General features: G+C 58.3%; 14 protein-coding genes. 12 read left to right on the forward strand and 2 right to left on the reverse strand.

Annotated features, from left to right (window positions below):
• The 11 genes from NR302_RS07395 (at position 1) to NR302_RS07445 (ending at position 12,531) form a co-directional block, all read left to right on the forward strand.
• Positions 1-1,677, forward strand: a complete 1,677-nt coding sequence (locus tag NR302_RS07395; protein ID WP_374990643.1) for a glycosyltransferase — start codon at positions 1-3, stop codon at positions 1,675-1,677.
• The gene (locus NR302_RS07400) at positions 1,670-2,086 is read left to right on the forward strand and encodes a thioesterase family protein (RefSeq protein ID WP_258144907.1); all 417 of its coding nucleotides are present in this window, start codon (positions 1,670-1,672) and stop codon (positions 2,084-2,086) included. The genes NR302_RS07395 and NR302_RS07400 overlap by 8 nt, the downstream gene beginning before the upstream one ends.
• A complete protein-coding gene (locus tag NR302_RS07405; protein ID WP_258144908.1) occupies positions 2,083-2,694 on the forward strand; it encodes an outer membrane lipoprotein carrier protein LolA in 612 nt (203 codons plus the stop codon). The genes NR302_RS07400 and NR302_RS07405 overlap by 4 nt, the downstream gene beginning before the upstream one ends.
• Complete coding sequence (locus tag NR302_RS07410; protein ID WP_258144909.1) at positions 2,660-4,981, forward strand: MMPL family transporter; 2,322 nt, start codon at positions 2,660-2,662, stop codon at positions 4,979-4,981. Before NR302_RS07405 ends, NR302_RS07410 begins: the two co-directional genes overlap by 35 nt.
• Entirely contained in the window at positions 4,978-5,550 is a 573-nt protein-coding gene (locus NR302_RS07415) for a DUF3261 domain-containing protein (protein ID WP_258144910.1), read from the forward strand. Before NR302_RS07410 ends, NR302_RS07415 begins: the two co-directional genes overlap by 4 nt.
• On the forward strand, positions 5,547-6,704 hold the full coding sequence (locus NR302_RS07420; protein WP_258144911.1) for a beta-ketoacyl-[acyl-carrier-protein] synthase family protein: 1,158 nt from the start codon (positions 5,547-5,549) through the stop codon (positions 6,702-6,704). The genes NR302_RS07415 and NR302_RS07420 overlap by 4 nt, the downstream gene beginning before the upstream one ends.
• Positions 6,697-7,170 (forward strand): 3-hydroxy-fatty acyl-ACP dehydratase, encoded by a 474-nt coding sequence (locus NR302_RS07425; RefSeq protein ID WP_258144912.1) that lies wholly within the window; start codon positions 6,697-6,699, stop codon positions 7,168-7,170. Before NR302_RS07420 ends, NR302_RS07425 begins: the two co-directional genes overlap by 8 nt.
• Positions 7,167-7,898 carry a 3-ketoacyl-ACP reductase FabG2 gene (locus NR302_RS07430; protein ID WP_258144913.1) on the forward strand — a complete coding sequence of 244 codons (732 nt, stop codon included), beginning with the start codon at positions 7,167-7,169 and terminating at the stop codon, positions 7,896-7,898. Before NR302_RS07425 ends, NR302_RS07430 begins: the two co-directional genes overlap by 4 nt.
• Positions 7,895-9,130 (forward strand): beta-ketoacyl-ACP synthase, encoded by a 1,236-nt coding sequence (locus NR302_RS07435; protein WP_258144914.1) that lies wholly within the window; start codon positions 7,895-7,897, stop codon positions 9,128-9,130. The genes NR302_RS07430 and NR302_RS07435 overlap by 4 nt, the downstream gene beginning before the upstream one ends.
• Before the next feature lie 713 nt (positions 9,131-9,843).
• Positions 9,844-12,045 (forward strand): TonB-dependent siderophore receptor, encoded by a 2,202-nt coding sequence (locus tag NR302_RS07440; RefSeq protein WP_154181476.1) that lies wholly within the window; start codon positions 9,844-9,846, stop codon positions 12,043-12,045.
• A gap of 312 nt (positions 12,046-12,357) precedes the next feature.
• Entirely contained in the window at positions 12,358-12,531 is a 174-nt protein-coding gene (locus tag NR302_RS07445; RefSeq protein WP_258144915.1) for a hypothetical protein, read from the forward strand.
• On the opposite strand, the gene NR302_RS07450 is transcribed toward NR302_RS07445, so the two are convergent.
• The gene (locus NR302_RS07450) at positions 12,528-13,676 is read right to left on the reverse strand and encodes a beta-glucosidase (RefSeq protein ID WP_258144916.1); all 1,149 of its coding nucleotides are present in this window, start codon (positions 13,674-13,676) and stop codon (positions 12,528-12,530) included. The two genes, NR302_RS07445 and NR302_RS07450, sit on opposite strands and share 4 nt — an antisense overlap.
• 160 nt (positions 13,677-13,836) lie before the next feature.
• Here NR302_RS07450 and NR302_RS07455 point away from each other — a divergent pair, with 160 nt between their 5' ends.
• A complete protein-coding gene (locus tag NR302_RS07455) occupies positions 13,837-15,300 on the forward strand; it encodes a phosphatidylserine/phosphatidylglycerophosphate/cardiolipin synthase family protein (RefSeq protein WP_154192225.1) in 1,464 nt (487 codons plus the stop codon).
• Positions 15,301-15,414: 114 nt separating this feature from the next.
• Here the strand turns inward: NR302_RS07455 and mdoC are convergent, their stop codons facing one another.
• Entirely contained in the window at positions 15,415-16,545 is a 1,131-nt protein-coding gene (gene mdoC, locus NR302_RS07460) for a glucans biosynthesis protein MdoC (protein WP_258144917.1), read from the reverse strand.
• Positions 16,546-16,816: the final 271 nt, after the last annotated feature.

Here is a 16,816-nt window from a genome sequence, read left to right on the forward strand (position 1 = left end):
ATGCCTTGCGTATTAATTCCCTGCTATAACCACGGCGCGATGCTAGCGTCGGTGCTGGCGCGGCTGGCACCGTTTAATTTGCCGGTGATTCTGGTGGATGACGGCAGCGATGCCAGCACCAAACAGCAGATTGCAGCGCTGGATGCGCCACAGTTGCAGGTGCTGACGCTGCCGCATAATCAGGGCAAAGGCGCGGCGGTGATTGCCGGTTTGCGCGCGGCGGCGGCGGCGGGTTTTAGCCATGCGCTGCAGCTCGATGCCGATGGCCAACATCAGGTGGAAGACACGCCGCGTATGTTAGCCGAAGCGCAGCGTTATTCGCACTGCCTGATCTCCGGTCAGCCGCTTTACGACGCTTCGATTCCCAAATCGCGCCTGTATGGTCGCTACATCACCCATTTCTGGGTGTGGGTCGAAACGCTGTCGTTTTCGCTGAAAGACAGCATGTGCGGCTTCCGCGTCTATCCGCTCGCACCGTCGCTGGCGTTGTGCGATCGCCGCCCGATTGGTCAGCGCATGGATTTCGATACCGAAATCATGGTGCGTCTCTATTGGCAGGGCACGCCGAGCCGTTTTATCACCACGCGCGTGACCTATCCGGCCAGCGGCGTGTCGCACTTTGACGCGCTGCGTGACAACCTGCGCATCTCATGGATGCACACACGGCTGTTCTTCGGCATGTTGCCGCGCATCCCGCAATTGCTGCGTCAGCGTGGCGATGCGCAGCACTGGTCGGCGACGCCGGAACGGCGCGGTCAGAGCGGTTTACGCTTTATGCTGTGGCTCTATCGGCGTGCCGGACGCTTACCTTTTGTCTTACTGTTGTGGCCAGTGGTGGCGGTTTACTGGCTAACTGGACGCACCGCGCGCGCCGCCTCGCAGCAGTGGCTGACTCGGGTGCAGGCGGTGGCGCAACAGCAGAACATCGCGCTGCCTGCGCCGCTCAACAGCTATCGTCACTTTCTGCGTTTCGGCTACAGCATGCTGGATAAAGTCGCCAGCTGGCGCGGCGATCTGCAATGGGGACGAGATATCGATTTCGCGCCCGGTGCTGAAGCCACCATTCGCGCCGCCGAAGGCAAAGGTCATTTGATTCTCGCCTCGCATCTCGGTGATATCGAAGCCTGCCGCGCGATGGCCAAACAGGTCAGCGGATTGGTGATTAACGCGCTGGTGTTTACCGACAATGCGCAGCGCTTCCGCGAGGTGCTGGAGAGCATTGCGCCACAGGCGGGCGTGAATCTGATGCCGGTCACCGATATCGGCCCGGAAACCGCCATTCTGCTGCAGCAAAAACTGGATGCCGGTGAATGGGTGGCGATTGTTGGCGATCGCACCGCCGTGCATCGCCAGCGTGGCGGCGAGCGTCGCGTAGTGTGGAGCGAATTTATGGGCCAGCGCGCACCGTTTCCGCAGGGACCGTTTGTGCTGGCGGCGGCGTTGCGTTGTCCAGTGCTGCTGATGTTTGCCCTGCGTGAACAGGGCCGGTTGCGAGTGCATTGCGAAGCCTTCGCCGATCCGCTCTCGCTGCCGCGTGCGCAGCGCCAGCAGGCGTTACAAGCCACGGTCGATCGCTACGCCGAACGGCTACAACAGCACGCGCTGATGGCGCCGCTGGACTGGTTTAACTTTTACGATTTCTGGACGTTGCCCGAGGAGAAAAGCCGCGATGAGTGAAAGCAACTACCGCGCTGAGGTGGAAATTACCGTGTCGTTTCACGATTGCGATCCGATGGGCGTGGTGTGGCACGGCAACTATTTCCGCTTCTTTGAAGTGGCGCGCGAAGCCTTGCTGCGCAGCGTCAATTACAGCTACGGCGAAATGGCCGCCAGCGGCTACGTCTGGCCGGTGGTGGATACCCACGTGAAATACCGCCAGCCGCTGCGCTGCGAAGAGGTGGTTCGCGTCGCCGCCAGTATCAGCGAATACGAAAACCGTTTGCGCATCGATTACGTGATCCGCAACGCGGCGGGGCAGGTGACCACCAAAGCACACACGCTGCAGGTGGCGGTAAATGCGGCCACGCAGGAGATGTGTTTTGTCTCGCCCGATATTCTGTTTGAACGCCTGGGAGTGAAACCGTGATCAGAATCCTTTGTCTGCTGCTGCTGGTGATCTGTGCCAACGCCAGCGCGGTCACGATCGAGCAGCTGCAACAGCGCTTCGCCAGCCAACCGGTGATCCGCGCCAATTTTGTTCAGGTGCGCACCATTGCTGGCATGGCGCAGCCGCTGGTGTCACGCGGTCAGCTATTGATCGCCCAGCAGCAGGGTTTGTGGTGGCAGCAAGCCACGCCGTTCCCGCTGATGCTGATCCTCGATGACAAGCGCATGGTGCAAAGCATGAGCGGCCAGCCGCCGCAGGTTATCACTGCCGACAGCAATCCGCAGATGTTCCAGTTCAACCATCTGTTGCGCGCGCTGTTTCAGGCGGATGAAAAGGTACTGCGCGAGAACTTTGAGCTCGATTTCCACGATCAGGGCAACAACCGCTGGCAGCTTGGCCTGACGCCGAAAGCCGCGCCGTTAAATAAGATCTTTAACCGTATCGATCTGCAGGGCGAAGCGTTCCTCAACCGCATCACGCTGGATGACAAGCAGGGCGATAAAACCGAGATCACGCTGAGCGATACCCGCACCGAACCTAAACAGTTAACCGATGAAGAGCGAGCCCGTTTTGCCCCAGCGCAGTGAGAAAACCGTTGCGCTGCTATGGCTGGCGGTATGCCTGACGTTAGCGCTGGCGCTGGCGATGTTGCTGCCGCGCAGCCAGCTGAACAGCAGCGTGCTGGCGTTATTGCCGCAGCAGAACCTCGGCCAGGCACCGGCGGAGATCCAGCACGGCTTTATGCAGCGCCTCGATCGTCAACTGGTGTGGCTGGTGAGCGCCAACAATCAAGACGGCGATGCGGTCGCGGCCTGGTGGCAAGCGCAGCTGCAAGCCTTGCCGATGCTGAAACAGGTCAGCGGCGCGCTGGATGACGATCAAATGCAGCGCTGGGGCGCCTATGCTTTTCAGCATCGCAACGGCTTGATCGATCCGGCTACGCGCACACGCATGCAGAACGGCGGCGGTGCGCAGGCCGACTGGATTCTGGCGCAGCTGTTCTCGGCCTTCGCGGGCGTCGGCAGCAAAGAGATCGGCAACGATCCGCTACTGCTGGTGCGCGGCGCGCAATTAGCGTTGCAGCAGAGTGCCAACAAAATGCTACTGCATAACGGCTGGCTGACGGTCAACGATGCGCAGCAGCGCCGCTGGTATTTCCTGCACGGCGAACTGGCGAGCAATGCTTTCAGTATCAAAGAGAGCCATCAGCTGGTGACCGCGCTCAATCAGCTGGAGCAGCAGCTGAAAACCCGCTGGCCGGATGCGCAATTACTGACGCGTGGCACGGTGCTGTTTAGCGACGATGCCAGCCAGCGCGCGCAGCATGATGTCGAAACCCTCGGTAGTGCGACATTAGCGGGATTGCTGCTGCTGGTGTGGCTGGTTTTCCGTTCGTTGCGACCGCTGGCGCTGTGCGCACTGTCGGTGGCGATTGGCGCGATGGCGGGCACGGTGCTAACGCTGCTCTGTTTTGGTGAGCTGCATCTGACAACGTTAGTGATGAGCCTCAGCATTGTCGGTATCTCGGCCGATTATACGCTTTACTACCTGACGGAACGCATGGTGCACGGCGAGCAGGCCACGCCGTGGCAAAGTTTGCATAAGGTACGCGGCACGCTGTTGCTGGCGCTCGGCACCACGGCGATTGCCTGGCTGCTGATGCTGCTGGCACCGTTCCCCGGCTTGCGCCAGCTGGCGGTGTTTGCTGCCAGCGGATTGAGCGCTTCCTGCCTGACGGTGATCGGTTTTTATCCGTGGCTGGTGCGCGGTTTACCGGTGCGACCGATTCCGGCAATGGTGTGGCTGGCGCGCTGGCTGGCCGCGTGGCGGCGCAATAACTGGCTGAAGTGCGGTTTACCGGCGCTGGTAGCGATCTATGCGCTGAGCGGCATGCTGCAACTTAAGGTCGATGATGATATTGCCCATCTGCAAAGCGCACCGGCGCAACTGTTAGCGCAGGATCGCCAGCTGGCGCAGTTGACCGGTCAGCAGGCCGATCAAACCTGGTTTGTGGTGTGGGGCGATGATGAACAGCAAGCGCTGCAAAGGCTGAGCGCGCTGGCACCGCAGCTACAGCAGGCGCAGCAGCAAGGCTGGTTTAGCAGTTATCGCGTGCTGCCGCTCAGTTCGCTGGCGCAGCAGCAGCAGGATGTGGCGCTGCTACAACAGGCCGCACCCACCATTCTGCAGCAATTGAAGCAGGCGGGCATCACGGTAGCGAATGCCAATCTCAGCGCCATGCCGGTGACCGCCGCCGACTGGCTGGCGAGCCCGCTGAGTGAAGGCTGGCGGCTGCTGTGGTTGTCGCTGCCGGACGGACGCAGCAGCGTGCTGGTGCCGATCGGCGGCGTTAAAAACAGCACCGCGCTGCAGCAGCTGGCGTCACAACAGGCGGGCGTCAGCTGGGTCGATCGCAAGGCCAGCTACGATGAACTGTTCCGCTTCTGGCGCACGCTGCTGAGCGGATTGCTGGCGCTGGCGTTATTGCTGATTACCGCCAGCTACATGCTGCGGCTGGGCGTGAAAGCAGGCATGCGCAGCGCGCTGCCGTCGTGGCTGTCGCTGGCGGCGGCGCTGGCGACACTGGGTTGGATCGGCGCGAGCCTCAATCTGTTTGCCTTGCTGGCGTTAATATTGGTGCTGGGCATCGGCATCAACTACACGCTGTTCTTCAGCAATCCGCGCGGCACGCCGTTAACCTCGATGCTGGCGGTGACGCTGGCGATGATGACCACGCTGTTGACGCTCGGCATGCTGGTGTTCAGCAGCACTGCGGCCATCAGCGGTTTTGGTACCGTGCTGTGCAGCGGGATTTTTTGTGCATTCTTGCTGGCGCCGCTGGCGCTGGCTCCGGGGAAAAGGAAGCAACGATGAAAATGGGCATTTTGCTGCTGTTGAGCCTGCTGGTAAGCGGCTGCGCGCAGCATCAGAGCGATCTCAATCGGCCGAGCGCGTGGCTGAAACCGGGCGTGCGCGTCACGCTGCCAGCGCCGGGTATTTCGCCAGCGTTTCAGCAGCAGCAGTTGCTGACCGGCCACGCCAAAGGCAAAACCCAGTCGCTGCTGGTGCTGCTGAGCGCTGATTCGCAACAGCTGAGCCTCGCCGGTTTGTCATCGCTTGGCATCCGCCTGTTCCGCGTCACCTATGATAAAAACGGCATTCACACGCAGCAGATGATGGCGCTGCCGGAAATGCCGCCCGCCAGTCAGGTGCTGGCGGATGTAATGCTCAGCCACTGGCCGATCAGCGCGTGGCAGCCGCAGTTGCCGCGCGGCTGGACGTTGACCGACATCGACGATCGCCGCGAGCTGCGCGATCCGTCCGGCAAGGTGGTGACGCTGATTCGCTATCTGCAGCGCGGCGAGATGCGTGAGCCTATCAGCATCGATCAACGTGCTTTTGGCTATCAGATTCAAATCCAACATCTGGATGCGTCATCATGATCTACATCTCCGCTTTTGGCATGGTGAATGCGCTGGGCAATAACCTGGCGCAGATTGCCGCGCAGCTGCAAGCCGGTGAAGCGCCGGGCATGCAGCCGCGCGACGGCTGGCTGCAAGACGGCAAACGCTGCTGGCTGGGCGAAGTGCAGGGCGCGTTGCCGCCGATTCCTGCCGCGCTGGCGGCGCATAACACCCGCAACAATCAGCTGGTGCTGGCTGCGCTGGCGCAGATACGCCCGGCACTGGATGCGGCCATCGCACAATATGGCCGCGAGCGCGTGGCGATTGTGCTCGGCACCAGCACCTCCGGCGTCGATGAAGGCGATCGTCAGGTGGATGACGCATTGCCGGGCTACGATTACCGCATGCAGGAGCTTGGCGATCCGTCGCGCTTCCTGGCACACTATCTAGAACTGGATGGTCCGGCTTACACCATTTCGACTGCCTGCTCCTCCAGTGCTCGTGCGATCATCAGCGGCCAACGTTTGATTGATGCCGGATTAGCGGACGTGGCGCTGGTGGGCGGCGCGGATTCGCTGAGCCGCATGCCGATTAACGGTTTCGCCAGCCTTGATTCGCTCTCTGAAGGTCACTGCGCGCCCTTTAGCGCCAATCGCGACGGCATTTCGATTGGCGAAGCTGCCGCGCTGCTACTGTTGACGCGCGAACAGCAGCCGCTGGCGCTGCTCGGCTGCGGTGAATCGTCGGACGCGTGGCACATGTCGGCACCGCATCCGGAAGGTATCGGTGCCGAGCGCGCTATGCGGATGGCGCTGCAACAGGCGGGTTTACAGCCGCAGGATGTCGGTTACATCAACCTGCACGGCACCGCTACGCCGCTGAACGATCAGGTGGAATCTGCAGTGATTCATCGCCTGTTTGGCGACCGCGTGCCGTGCAGTTCAACCAAACACCTTACCGGCCACACGCTGGGCGCGGCGGGCGCGACCGAAGCGGCTTTGGCTGCACTGATTCTGCAGCAGAATCTGCCGCTGCCGCCGCAGGATTTCTCGCAGGTGGCACGCGATACCTCGCTGCCAGAATGCGGTTTGATCACCGCGCCGCAGCCTTTGGCGCGTCCGGTGATTGCTTCAAATTCGTTTGCTTTTGGCGGGAACAATGCCTGCCTGATTGTAGGAAAGCCTCATGAGTGATTTTCTGCCGGTTGATGCCTATCTGCCGCATCGCGCGCCGATGCTGCTGCTGGATCGCGTCATCCAGGTCACCGACGACAGCGTGATCTGCGAAGTCAGCATCAACGCAACGGGCGTGCTGGCGCCGTTTCTCACCCCGCAGGGCGATTTGCCGGCGTGGTACGGCGTGGAGATCATGGCGCAGACCGTTGGCGTCTGGTCGGGATTTCATGCGCGTCAGCGCGGCGACAGTGAGATTCGTCCCGGCATGCTGCTGGGCGGACGCGGCTATCGTGCCAGCAGCGCCGCTTTCGCCGCCAACAGCAAGCTGTGCGTTGAAATGCGCCTGCTGATGCGCGACGACCGATTGGGCAGCTTCGAAGGGGAAATCCGCTGCGGTGAGGCGATCATCGCCAGTGGGCGGCTGAATACTTATCAGCCCAATGAACACGAGTTAATTCAATTGCAACAAGGAATTCAGCCATGACACGCAGCGTTTTAGTGACCGGCGCAAGTAAAGGAATTGGCCGCGCGATTGCACAGCGTCTGGCGCAGGATGGCTTTGAGATTGTGGTGCATTATCACCGCGACAGCGCCGGTGCAGCGCAGACGCTGGCAGAGATTGTAGCGGCGGGCGGATGTGGACGCACCTTGCAGTTTGACGTGGCGCAGCGCGAGGCTACACGCAGCGCACTTGAACAGGATATCGCCGCGCACGGCGCCTATTACGGCGTAGTGAGCAATGCGGGCATCACGCGCGATGCGGCGTTTCCGGCGCTGACCGATGATGAGTGGGACAGCGTGATCCACACCAATCTCGACAGCTTCTACAACGTGATTCATCCGTGCGTGATGCCGATGATTGGCCTGCGCAAGGGCGGACGTATTATTACGCTCTCTTCGGTATCGGGGATCATGGGCAATCGCGGCCAGGTCAACTACAGCGCCGCCAAAGCGGGCATCATCGGTGCCACCAAAGCGCTGGCAATTGAGCTGGCGAAACGCAAAATTACCGTGAACTGCATCGCCCCCGGCTTGATTGATACAGGCATGACCGATCTTGAGCCGCTGGTGATTGATGAAGCAATGAAGCTGATTCCGATGAAGCGCATGGGCGCGGCAGATGAAGTCGCCGGATTGGCCAGCTACTTAATGTCGGACATCGCGGGCTACGTCACGCGTCAGGTGATTTCAATCAATGGAGGTATGCTGTGATTCAGCGTGTAGTGGTAACCGGCATGGGCGGCGTGACTGCCTTTGGTGAGAGCTGGAGCGCGGTGGCTGAGCGGATCAGGCAGGGCAAAAATGCGGTGCGTCATATGCCGGAATGGCAGGTTTACGACGGCTTGCACACGCTGCTTGGCGCGCCGGTGGACGACTTCACGCCTCCCGCGCATTACACGCGCAAACGCATTCGCTCGATGGGCCGCGTTTCACTGATGGCGACGCGCGCGACCGAACTCGCGCTGGAACAGGCCGGTTTGATCGACCATCCGGTGCTGACCAACGGTGAAACCGGCATTGCCTACGGATCCTCAACCGGCAGCACCGGACCGGTGAGTGAGTTCGCTACCATGCTGACCGAAAAGCACACCAACAACATCACCGGCACCACTTACGTGCAGATGATGCCGCACACCACCGCCGTCAATGCGGGCCTGTTTTTCGGCCTGCGCGGCCGGGTGATCCCGACGTCCAGCGCCTGTACTTCGGGCAGCCAGGCGATTGGTTATGCGTGGGAAGCGATTCGCCACGGTTATCAAACCGTGATGGTGGCGGGTGGTGCAGAAGAGTTGTGTCCATCCGAAGCAGCGGTGTTTGATACGCTGTTTGCCACCAGCCAGCGCAACGACGCGCCGCACACCTCGCCCGCGCCGTTTGATCAGCAGCGCGACGGTTTAGTGATTGGCGAAGGCGCCGGCACTTTGATTCTCGAATCGCTGGAACATGCGCAGGCGCGCGGAGCCACCATTTACGCGGAGCTGGTGGGTTTTCACACCAACTGCGACGCCGCGCATATTACCCAGCCGCAGCGGGAAACCATGCAGATTTGTATCGAGCGTGCGCTGAAAACCGCCGGTGTTACGGCGGAGCAGATCGGCTATATCAACGCCCACGGCACCGCCACCGATCGCGGCGATATCGCCGAGAGTCAGGCCACTGCGGCGATTTATGGCAATAGCACACCAATCTCTTCGCTGAAAAGCTACTTTGGTCATACGTTGGGTGCGTGCGGGGCGCTGGAAGCCTGGATGAGCATTGAGATGATGCGCGAAGGCTGGTTTGCGCCCACGTTGAATCTGTCGCAACCGGCAGCGGAATGCGGTGAACTTGATTACATCATCGGCGAAGCGCGCCAGATTGAGACGGACTTTATTCAATCCAATAACTTTGCGTTTGGCGGTATTAATACCTCGTTGGTGTTTAAACGCTGGCGCGAGGTCTGATAGCAGGTCGCTATGAATGGCGCTTGTTAGTTAAGTCCGCGACGAACGCATGCCAGATGCGCTTTTGGTCCGGCGGTCCTCGCGCCGCTTACGCGGTACCTTCACTTAGCTCGTTTGCCTGACGGACCGGCGGAGACGGGACTTCCTTGTCCCGGCTCCGCCTTTCGCCCGCGTCCTGCGGGCTCTCCTGGCTTCCTCGCTTCGTTCAGCGCTGCGGATTGCCTAACCAAAAGCGCACCTGGCCTGCTCGTAAGCTTCGGTACATGTTGTTGAAAAGGGCACAGTTGCCAGAGGCGCTGGCGCGTCTGCTGCGGCAAAAGGGCTATTCGCAGCGCTGAGGCTTTTACGTTGGGCCAGGAGCCTCACGCATGGATGCGTGAGGCAGTTCGGGGGCGGCCAGGGAAGGCCGATCCGCGAACGGTCCGTTGGCACGACGTGGAAGCCGAAGGCACCGCGCTAGCGGCGCGAGGACGGCCCGTGACGCAGCAGATGTGTCAGAGCCCGCTACCTATTCAAAGCAAAACCCTTTCTTCAGTGATAAGCATTGGTCGCCATGAATGGCGACCCTACAAGACCGGGCAGGGTATCTAATGCACCACTCCTCCATGATATGAACGCAGAAAGTAGGATTTTTCTTGCTTTCGGGCAACGACTGCGCATAATCGCAAACCGCAATAATAATGATTATCACTTCGTTTGCATTAGGGGATCCCATGCGCGCTATGCCTTTCAATCCCGGACTGAAACCGACGCTGTTGGCCGTTATGGTCAGCGCCGGTTGTTTGCCAGTGATGGCTGCTACCACCAACACCACAACTCAAACCAACGCGAAAAATGAGCAGCAGACGCTGACCGTGACCGCGACACCACAAACCGATTTCAAACCAGGCGGCGACGATCTGGTACCAGCGTTCCTTGATGGCCAGGTTGCGCACGGCGGCCGTCTCGGCATGCTGGGTGAGCAAAACGCCATGGACGTGCCGTTCAACGTCATCGGTTTTACCTCGAAAATGATTCAGGACCAGCAGGCGCAAACCATCGGTGATGTGGTGCGTAACGATGCTGGCGTGCAGAATCTGAAAGGCTACGGCAACTTTGCCGAGAGCTATCGCATTCGTGGCTTCAAACTGGATGGCGATGCCATGACTTACGGCGGCCTGGCCGGTATCGTGCCGCGTCAGGTGATGGATGCCTCGCTAATCGATCGCGTGGAGATCTTCAAAGGCGCTAACGCCTTGCTGAATGGTTCGGCGGAAAGCGGCGTCGGCGGCATGATTAACCTTGAGCCGAAGCACGCTGATGATACGCCACTGACGCGCATCGGTGTGGATTACACTTCCGGTTCACAAGTGGGCGGCACCGCCGATATCGGCCGTCGTTTTGGCGACAATAACCAGTTTGGTGTGCGTCTGAATGCGGTTAACCGCGAAGGCGGCACTGAGGTGGATGGCGAGAAGAAACGCACCACCGCTGCGTCACTCGGCCTGGATTATCGTGGCGATCGTCTGCGTACGTCGCTCGACGTCGGCTACCAGAAAAAGACCTTCCACGATGCGCGTAACGGCATCAACATCAGCGGCATCGATTTCATTCCTGATGTGCCGTCCAACTCGAAAAACTACAGCCAGAATTGGGTGTTCAGCGATATCGAGTCGGAGTTTGGTCTGGCGAAAGCCGAATACGATCTCACCGATCAGTGGACCGCCTATGCGGGCCTCGGCGCGCAGCACACCCATGAAGTGGGCAACTACGGCATTCCGAAGATCCTCGATAGCGCTGGCAACGCCACCATTGGCCGCTTCCGCACCAATCGCGTGCAGGACAACATGAGCGGCATGGTTGGTCTGCGTGGTGATTTCACCACCGGTCCAGTGACGCATAAAGTGAACTTCGGCTATTCAGCGATGACCGCGAATGCGAAAAACAGCTATCGCATGTCGTCGGGCAACGATGCCAATGTGAACATTTATAATCCGCAGGATGTGGCCGAACCGGATAGCGTGTTTGCTGGTGGCGCTAAGTTCAGCGATCCACTGACCACGTACCGTTCACGTTCGCAGGGCTACCTGCTGAGCGATACGCTGGGCTTCTTTGATGACACCTTGCTGGCAACTGTCGGCGCGCGTCATCAGAAGGTGGTGGTGCGTAACTACGGTTATGACGGCGCAGAAGATACCGCGACACGTTTCGACAGCAGCCGTTGGTTGCCAGCGTACGGGTTGCTGTATAAAGCCACGCAAAATATCTCGCTGTATGCCAACCATACCGAATCGCTGACGCCGGGCACCGCCGCGCCGTTTACCGCCACCAACTACGGTAGCGTGACCGGCATCGTGCACGCGAAGCAGAACGAAGTGGGTGTCAAAGCGGACTTTGGCCGCGTTGGCGGATCGCTGGCGCTGTTTGAAATCAAACAGCCGGTTGGCGTGCTGAACAATTCAGTTTACCAACTGAATGGCGAGCAGCGTAACCGTGGCGTGGAGCTGAACGTATTCGGTGAGCCGGTGCTGGGCCTGCGTCTCAACAGCAGCGCCACCTGGATCGATCCGGATATGACCAAAACCGGTGACAGCGATCAGAATGGCAAAAACGCTATTGGCGTTCCGCGCTTTACTGCGGCGCTGGGTGCGGAGTATGACATCAAGCCGGTGGACGGTTTGACTGCCACGGCATTGCTGAACTACACCGGTTCGCAATACGCTGACCTGGCAAACAACATGAAGCTGGATGATTACACCACGCTGGATTTGGGTCTGCGTTACCGCATGAAGGTTAACCAGAACGATATGGTGTGGCGCGTGGGCGTGGATAACGTCACCAATGAGAAATATTGGGCCAACGTCGATGACAGCGGCACCTATTTGTCTCAGGGTGAACCGCGTACGGTGAAGGTTTCACTGAGCTACGATTTCTAATCTGTTCTTCACGGGGCGCTTGCGCCCCGTTATTTTTTCCGCAAGAAATAATCCTGTAACTTAGAGCACATTGCATTACACTCTGAGCGGCAATCCTGCACGAAAACTCGCCTTTATTTTTGAGTCATCATGAGTTCACCTGCACCACCAGACGACCACGACGAACCTTATCGGCAGCCGCTCGACGACGCGCTCTTCGCTATTGTGGTACTTGCAGTCACTTCGGTTACGCTTATAATCTTCGTCCTGATGATTACGCTGTGGATGAGTTAAGGTCAGCACCGGGAAAAGGAAGCCTGCAAGGAGATGTCGATGGAATCCAGAGATGACAAACTGATCGCCATAATTGGCCTGCTCTCCGCCTGTCTAATTGGCGTGGTATTTCTCTTCACTATGACCTGGCTCACCGACGTACGTCATCCGGCTGATCCTTCACTTGATGTGCAAACCTGTCCGCAAAAACCAACCACCACGCAACAGTCTTAGCTTTTTGTCTGCCAGTTCTGCCACTTAATCTGTTGACTGCGCAACTCCAGCGCCAGCGCCTCATGCAAGGTGCGATTGCCATTGGGATCGCCGAGGCCGAACAGCGCGCCCGGTGAACGCCGATCGTCGGCCCACGCTGGATATTCCACCACCGGATAGAGCGAAATTCCTTCCAGCGCCACACCCTGATCCAGCGCCAGACGCGCTTCTTCACTTATGTGACGCAGCCAGGGCGCACGCGCATCACCTTCAGCGCCGGTTTCAGCCAAAATCATCGGGCGCTGATAGCGTTGCCAGCACTGCATTAATAAACGGTGCAGCGGTTGCCGCGTTGGATGGTCGAGCGGAATGGTTTCGCCTGAGAAAAACCAGTGATTGTCGGGATAGTAATTGAGACCCAGAATATCGAGAAAATCCGCGCGACCGCCCAGTTCCGGCGCATCGCGTCCGCCAATCCAATCCCAGGCCTCAAATTGCGCCTGATGCTGCGCGTCGGCGTAGGGTTTGCTGTCGGGATTCTCAGGATCTGTCGCCACCTGCACCAGCGGATCGGTCAGCACAAAACGGGCATCGGGATAGACTTCGCGGATGGCGTGCATCGCCGCCAGCGAGGCGCGCACCAGTTGGCGCTTCAGCTCGCGACCGCGATCGCTGGCGTAGGGATCGAGCCAGGAAACGTCCGCGCCGGCCCACGACCAAAATGAGATTTGGTTAATCGGCGTGAAAAAGGGCTGTTCGATGCCTTCATCGCGCATCAGTTGCGCCATCGCGCGGGCGAAGCGTTCGAAGTGATCGACAAAGCTGGCTTTCCAGATATCCAGGTGATCGGGATAGCCAAAGTGCGCCAGCTCCCAGATAATCTGCATGTCGTGACGCGCAGCGGCATGCACCATCGGCAGAAAGGTGCGCCAGTCATATGTGTTGGGCACGGCTTCAATCAGATGCCAGCGAGCGCCATCACGCGCGGTGTGCAAACCTTCTTGCGCTAACGCGGCATAATCTTTTTCCAGCAGCATATCGTGGCCGCTGCTGATCACCATATCGAGCCGACGTCCGCCTGCACGACAGGCGGTTGAACAGGGAAAACTGCCCTGAAAGAAACTGCGGAACAGCTGAGGGTGATGGCGCAGGGATTGCTGAGTCATAATCCTCTCCTCACGGTGAACGCCGGATGCAGAATGCAGAACGCCTGGCTAAGTCTAGACTAAATTGACGGTGCGCCATCGGGCAGAAAAGGAAGCCTCCGATTGCTTGTTAGCGCATTGATACCAACAATAATAGGTCCACAGCTTTCAGGGATTCACTATGAGTGAAGCAGCAACTTCTTTGCCGCCTGAGGAACATTCGGGCAACGGGCTGAAACCGAGTGTTGAGGCGCGTTGCGCGCGGCATCCGGGCATGAGCGGCATTCATCCGCTTAACGATGGATTGGACGCTTTTGCTGCGCGCTATCAGATGATGAGCATGGCGCAGCACAGCATTGATGTGCAGTACTACATTTGGCACAACGACATGTCCGGCCGCTTACTGTTTAGCGCACTACTGGATGCCGCCGAGCGCGGGGTGAAGGTGCGACTGCTGCTGGATGACAACAACACGCCGGGTTTGGATGAAACGCTGGCGGAACTCGATCGCCACGCCAATATCGCCGTACGTCTGTTCAATCCGTTCTCGTTCCGCACCTTGCGCGCGCTCGGTTATCTCACCGATTTTTCCCGCCTCAATCGGCGGATGCACAATAAAAGTTTGACGGTGGATGGCGCGGCGACGCTGGTGGGCGGGCGCAATATCGGCGACGAATATTTTGGTACCGGCGATGAGCCGCTGTTTACCGATCTCGATGTGCTGGCGATTGGTCCGGTGGTGGACGAAGTGACACAGGATTTCGAACGCTACTGGCGCAGTAAAGCCGTTTCGCCGCTGCGCAAGGTGGTTGACGTGAGCGGCGATGCGCATCAGGCGGTGCGCTTGCCGCAAGAGTGGCAGCAGAGTGAAGCGGTAGAGCGCTATCTGGCGCGGCTGGAGCATTCATCGTTTATCAGCCAGATGGAGCAGGGCGAGCTGGAGATGACGTGGGCGGAATCGCGCCTGCTGAGCGACGATCCGCGTAAAGGGCTCGGCAAAGCAAAACGCCGCAGTTTGCTGCCTCAGCGCATGCTGGAAGTGATTGGCACGCCGCAGCAGCAGTTCGATATTATCTCGGCCTATTTTGTCCCGACGCGTGCTGGCGTGGCGCAGCTGCTGGCGTTGAAGCGGCGCGGGGTGAAGATTGCGATACTCACCAATTCGCTGGCGGCGAATGACGTCACGGTGGTGCATGCCGGTTATGCGCGCTGGCGCAAAAAACTGCTGCGCCACGGTATCGCGTTGTATGAACTGAAGCCGCAGGATAATCCGCAAAGCGCGCCACACGATCGCGGCATCACCGGTAATTCGGGTTCCAGTTTGCATGCCAAAACCTTCACCGTCGACAATCGCAAAGTGTTTATCGGCTCGTTTAACTTCGATCCGCGTTCCGCCATGCTAAACACCGAAATGGGTTTGGTGATTGAGAGTGAAACCCTGGCGCAGCAAACCCATCAGCGCTTTATTGCCGGGATGCGCGATCGCGCCTGGACGCTGCGTCTGGATAAGTGGGGACGCGTCAATTGGGTGGAGTTTGCGAACGAGCAGGGCGAAGTGGTGCATAAACACGAACCGCAGTGCACGCTGCTGCAGCGCTTGCTGGTGCGTTTGGTGTGGCGTTTGCCGGTTGAGTGGTTGTTATAATTTGGGTCACCATAAATGGTGACCCTACAAAAGTTGGGCCCGGTTTTCCAGGTGCGCATTTATGCGCACCTGGAAAACCAGGCATTTCTGGCTTGAGTCTGCTGCGTTAACCGATTATTTCTTTTGCTGCTGCGGCTTACCGGAGAACAGGAAGCGCAGCAGCGGAATGCGCAGATGGATTTCATACAGCGTAAACGCCACGCCAAACACCATCAACAAGCCGACAAAGAAACCGAGCGTGTCGCTACCGATGTGCGGCGTGATGTAGATGCCGTACAAAATGGTCAGCGGATGGTGCACCAGATAGATAAACAGCGAAGCATTCACCAGATACATAATGCGCGGCGAATGGCTGTTCAGCAGCTTGTGCCCGAAGCTAAAACAGACGTTTAGCATGCACAAACCCATCAGCGTCGAAATAATCATATCGATCTCGTACAGCCAACCTTCACCGCTGCTGTAACGCTGATTCAGGCTGTAAGCGATAAATACCGCGATAGCGCCAAAGCACATCACCGGATTAAAGCGTACAAACAGCGCCTTCAGCGCCTGATGCTTCCAGCTCAGCGCGCCCAGCATAAAGAACGGCAGGAACATCAGCATTTGCATCACGGCAATGCTGAACAGGCCATCGGCAAAAACGGCCGGGACGAAATAAAACAGCACGCGGCGGAAGGCGCACCAAATCAACGCATAAATCAGCAGCGCCAGCGTCAGTTTACCCCAGCCAATTTGCTGATAATTGATGCTGCGCTGCTGCTTGTTTAGCCAGCGAAACGCCACCATACCCAGCGTGGTCAAAATCACCAGTACCAGTAAAAACCACAGATGCGAGATCAACTCCCACATCAGCGTGTTGTACTTGTCGTACAGCGAGAAACTGCTCCAGTCGCCGATTTTATCGGTGAGATTTTTAGTGATGAAAAACTGTGGCAGCGTAATCAGCGGAACGGCGGTCAACATCGGGATACCGACACGCTCCAGACGCACTTTCAACCAGCGTTGCGGCTGGTAGCGTAAGTAGAGCATGTAGGAAAAATAGCCTGAGATAACAAAGAACACCTGCATGCGGAAGGCGTGAATAAAGTCATTCAACACCGTCAACCACATCGATGCGTCATGGCTGTTCACAGCCCATTTTTGCGTGGAGTAAATCAGGGAGACGTGAAAAGGCACGCCTAATAACATTAAATATGCGCGAATCGAATCGAGGAAATATTCACGTTCGGGTTTTGCTGAACTCATAATCTTCCAATAGTCAGTTTACTTGCCGGTTTCACCCTGAAACCGGATTATGCCGAAGGAAAATTCTACCGGCTGTAAACAGGGTATACTATCAGGTGAATCTGTATGTGATTTTGCGGGGTTTAATTATCCTAAAAGCACACTTTCAGCTTACAAATCAGCGGAACAATCTATTACATACGCTGTCGGAAAACCGAATAATCCTTTAAGATAATCGGGTTTGATCTAAGCACACGAAAGGGGGGGATGTGCTGAATAATGTGAATAATAA

The sequence above is a fragment of the Pantoea sp. SOD02 genome (assembly GCF_024707505.1).
GTDB lineage: Bacteria > Pseudomonadota > Gammaproteobacteria > Enterobacterales > Enterobacteriaceae > Pantoea > Pantoea symbiotica.

Bases quoted from the DNA above. Each gene is read 5' to 3' on its own strand.
- NR302_RS07395 (WP_374990643.1), top strand. From the start codon at position 1: ATGCCTTGCGTATTAATTCCCTGCTATAACCACGGCGCGATGCTAGCG.
- NR302_RS07400 (WP_258144907.1), top strand. From the start codon at position 1,670: ATGAGTGAAAGCAACTACCGCGCTGAGGTGGAAATTACCGTGTCGTTT.
- NR302_RS07410 (WP_258144909.1), top strand. From the start codon at position 2,660: ATGAAGAGCGAGCCCGTTTTGCCCCAGCGCAGTGAGAAAACCGTTGCG.
- NR302_RS07415 (WP_258144910.1), top strand. From the start codon at position 4,978: ATGAAAATGGGCATTTTGCTGCTGTTGAGCCTGCTGGTAAGCGGCTGC.
- NR302_RS07420 (WP_258144911.1), top strand. From the start codon at position 5,547: ATGATCTACATCTCCGCTTTTGGCATGGTGAATGCGCTGGGCAATAAC.
- NR302_RS07425 (WP_258144912.1), top strand. From the start codon at position 6,697: ATGAGTGATTTTCTGCCGGTTGATGCCTATCTGCCGCATCGCGCGCCG.
- NR302_RS07430 (WP_258144913.1), top strand. From the start codon at position 7,167: ATGACACGCAGCGTTTTAGTGACCGGCGCAAGTAAAGGAATTGGCCGC.
- NR302_RS07440 (WP_154181476.1), top strand. From the start codon at position 9,844: ATGCGCGCTATGCCTTTCAATCCCGGACTGAAACCGACGCTGTTGGCC.
- NR302_RS07445 (WP_258144915.1), top strand. From the start codon at position 12,358: ATGGAATCCAGAGATGACAAACTGATCGCCATAATTGGCCTGCTCTCC.
- NR302_RS07450 (WP_258144916.1), bottom strand. From the start codon at position 13,676: ATGACTCAGCAATCCCTGCGCCATCACCCTCAGCTGTTCCGCAGTTTC.
- NR302_RS07455 (WP_154192225.1), top strand. From the start codon at position 13,837: ATGAGTGAAGCAGCAACTTCTTTGCCGCCTGAGGAACATTCGGGCAAC.
- mdoC (WP_258144917.1), bottom strand. From the start codon at position 16,545: ATGAGTTCAGCAAAACCCGAACGTGAATATTTCCTCGATTCGATTCGC.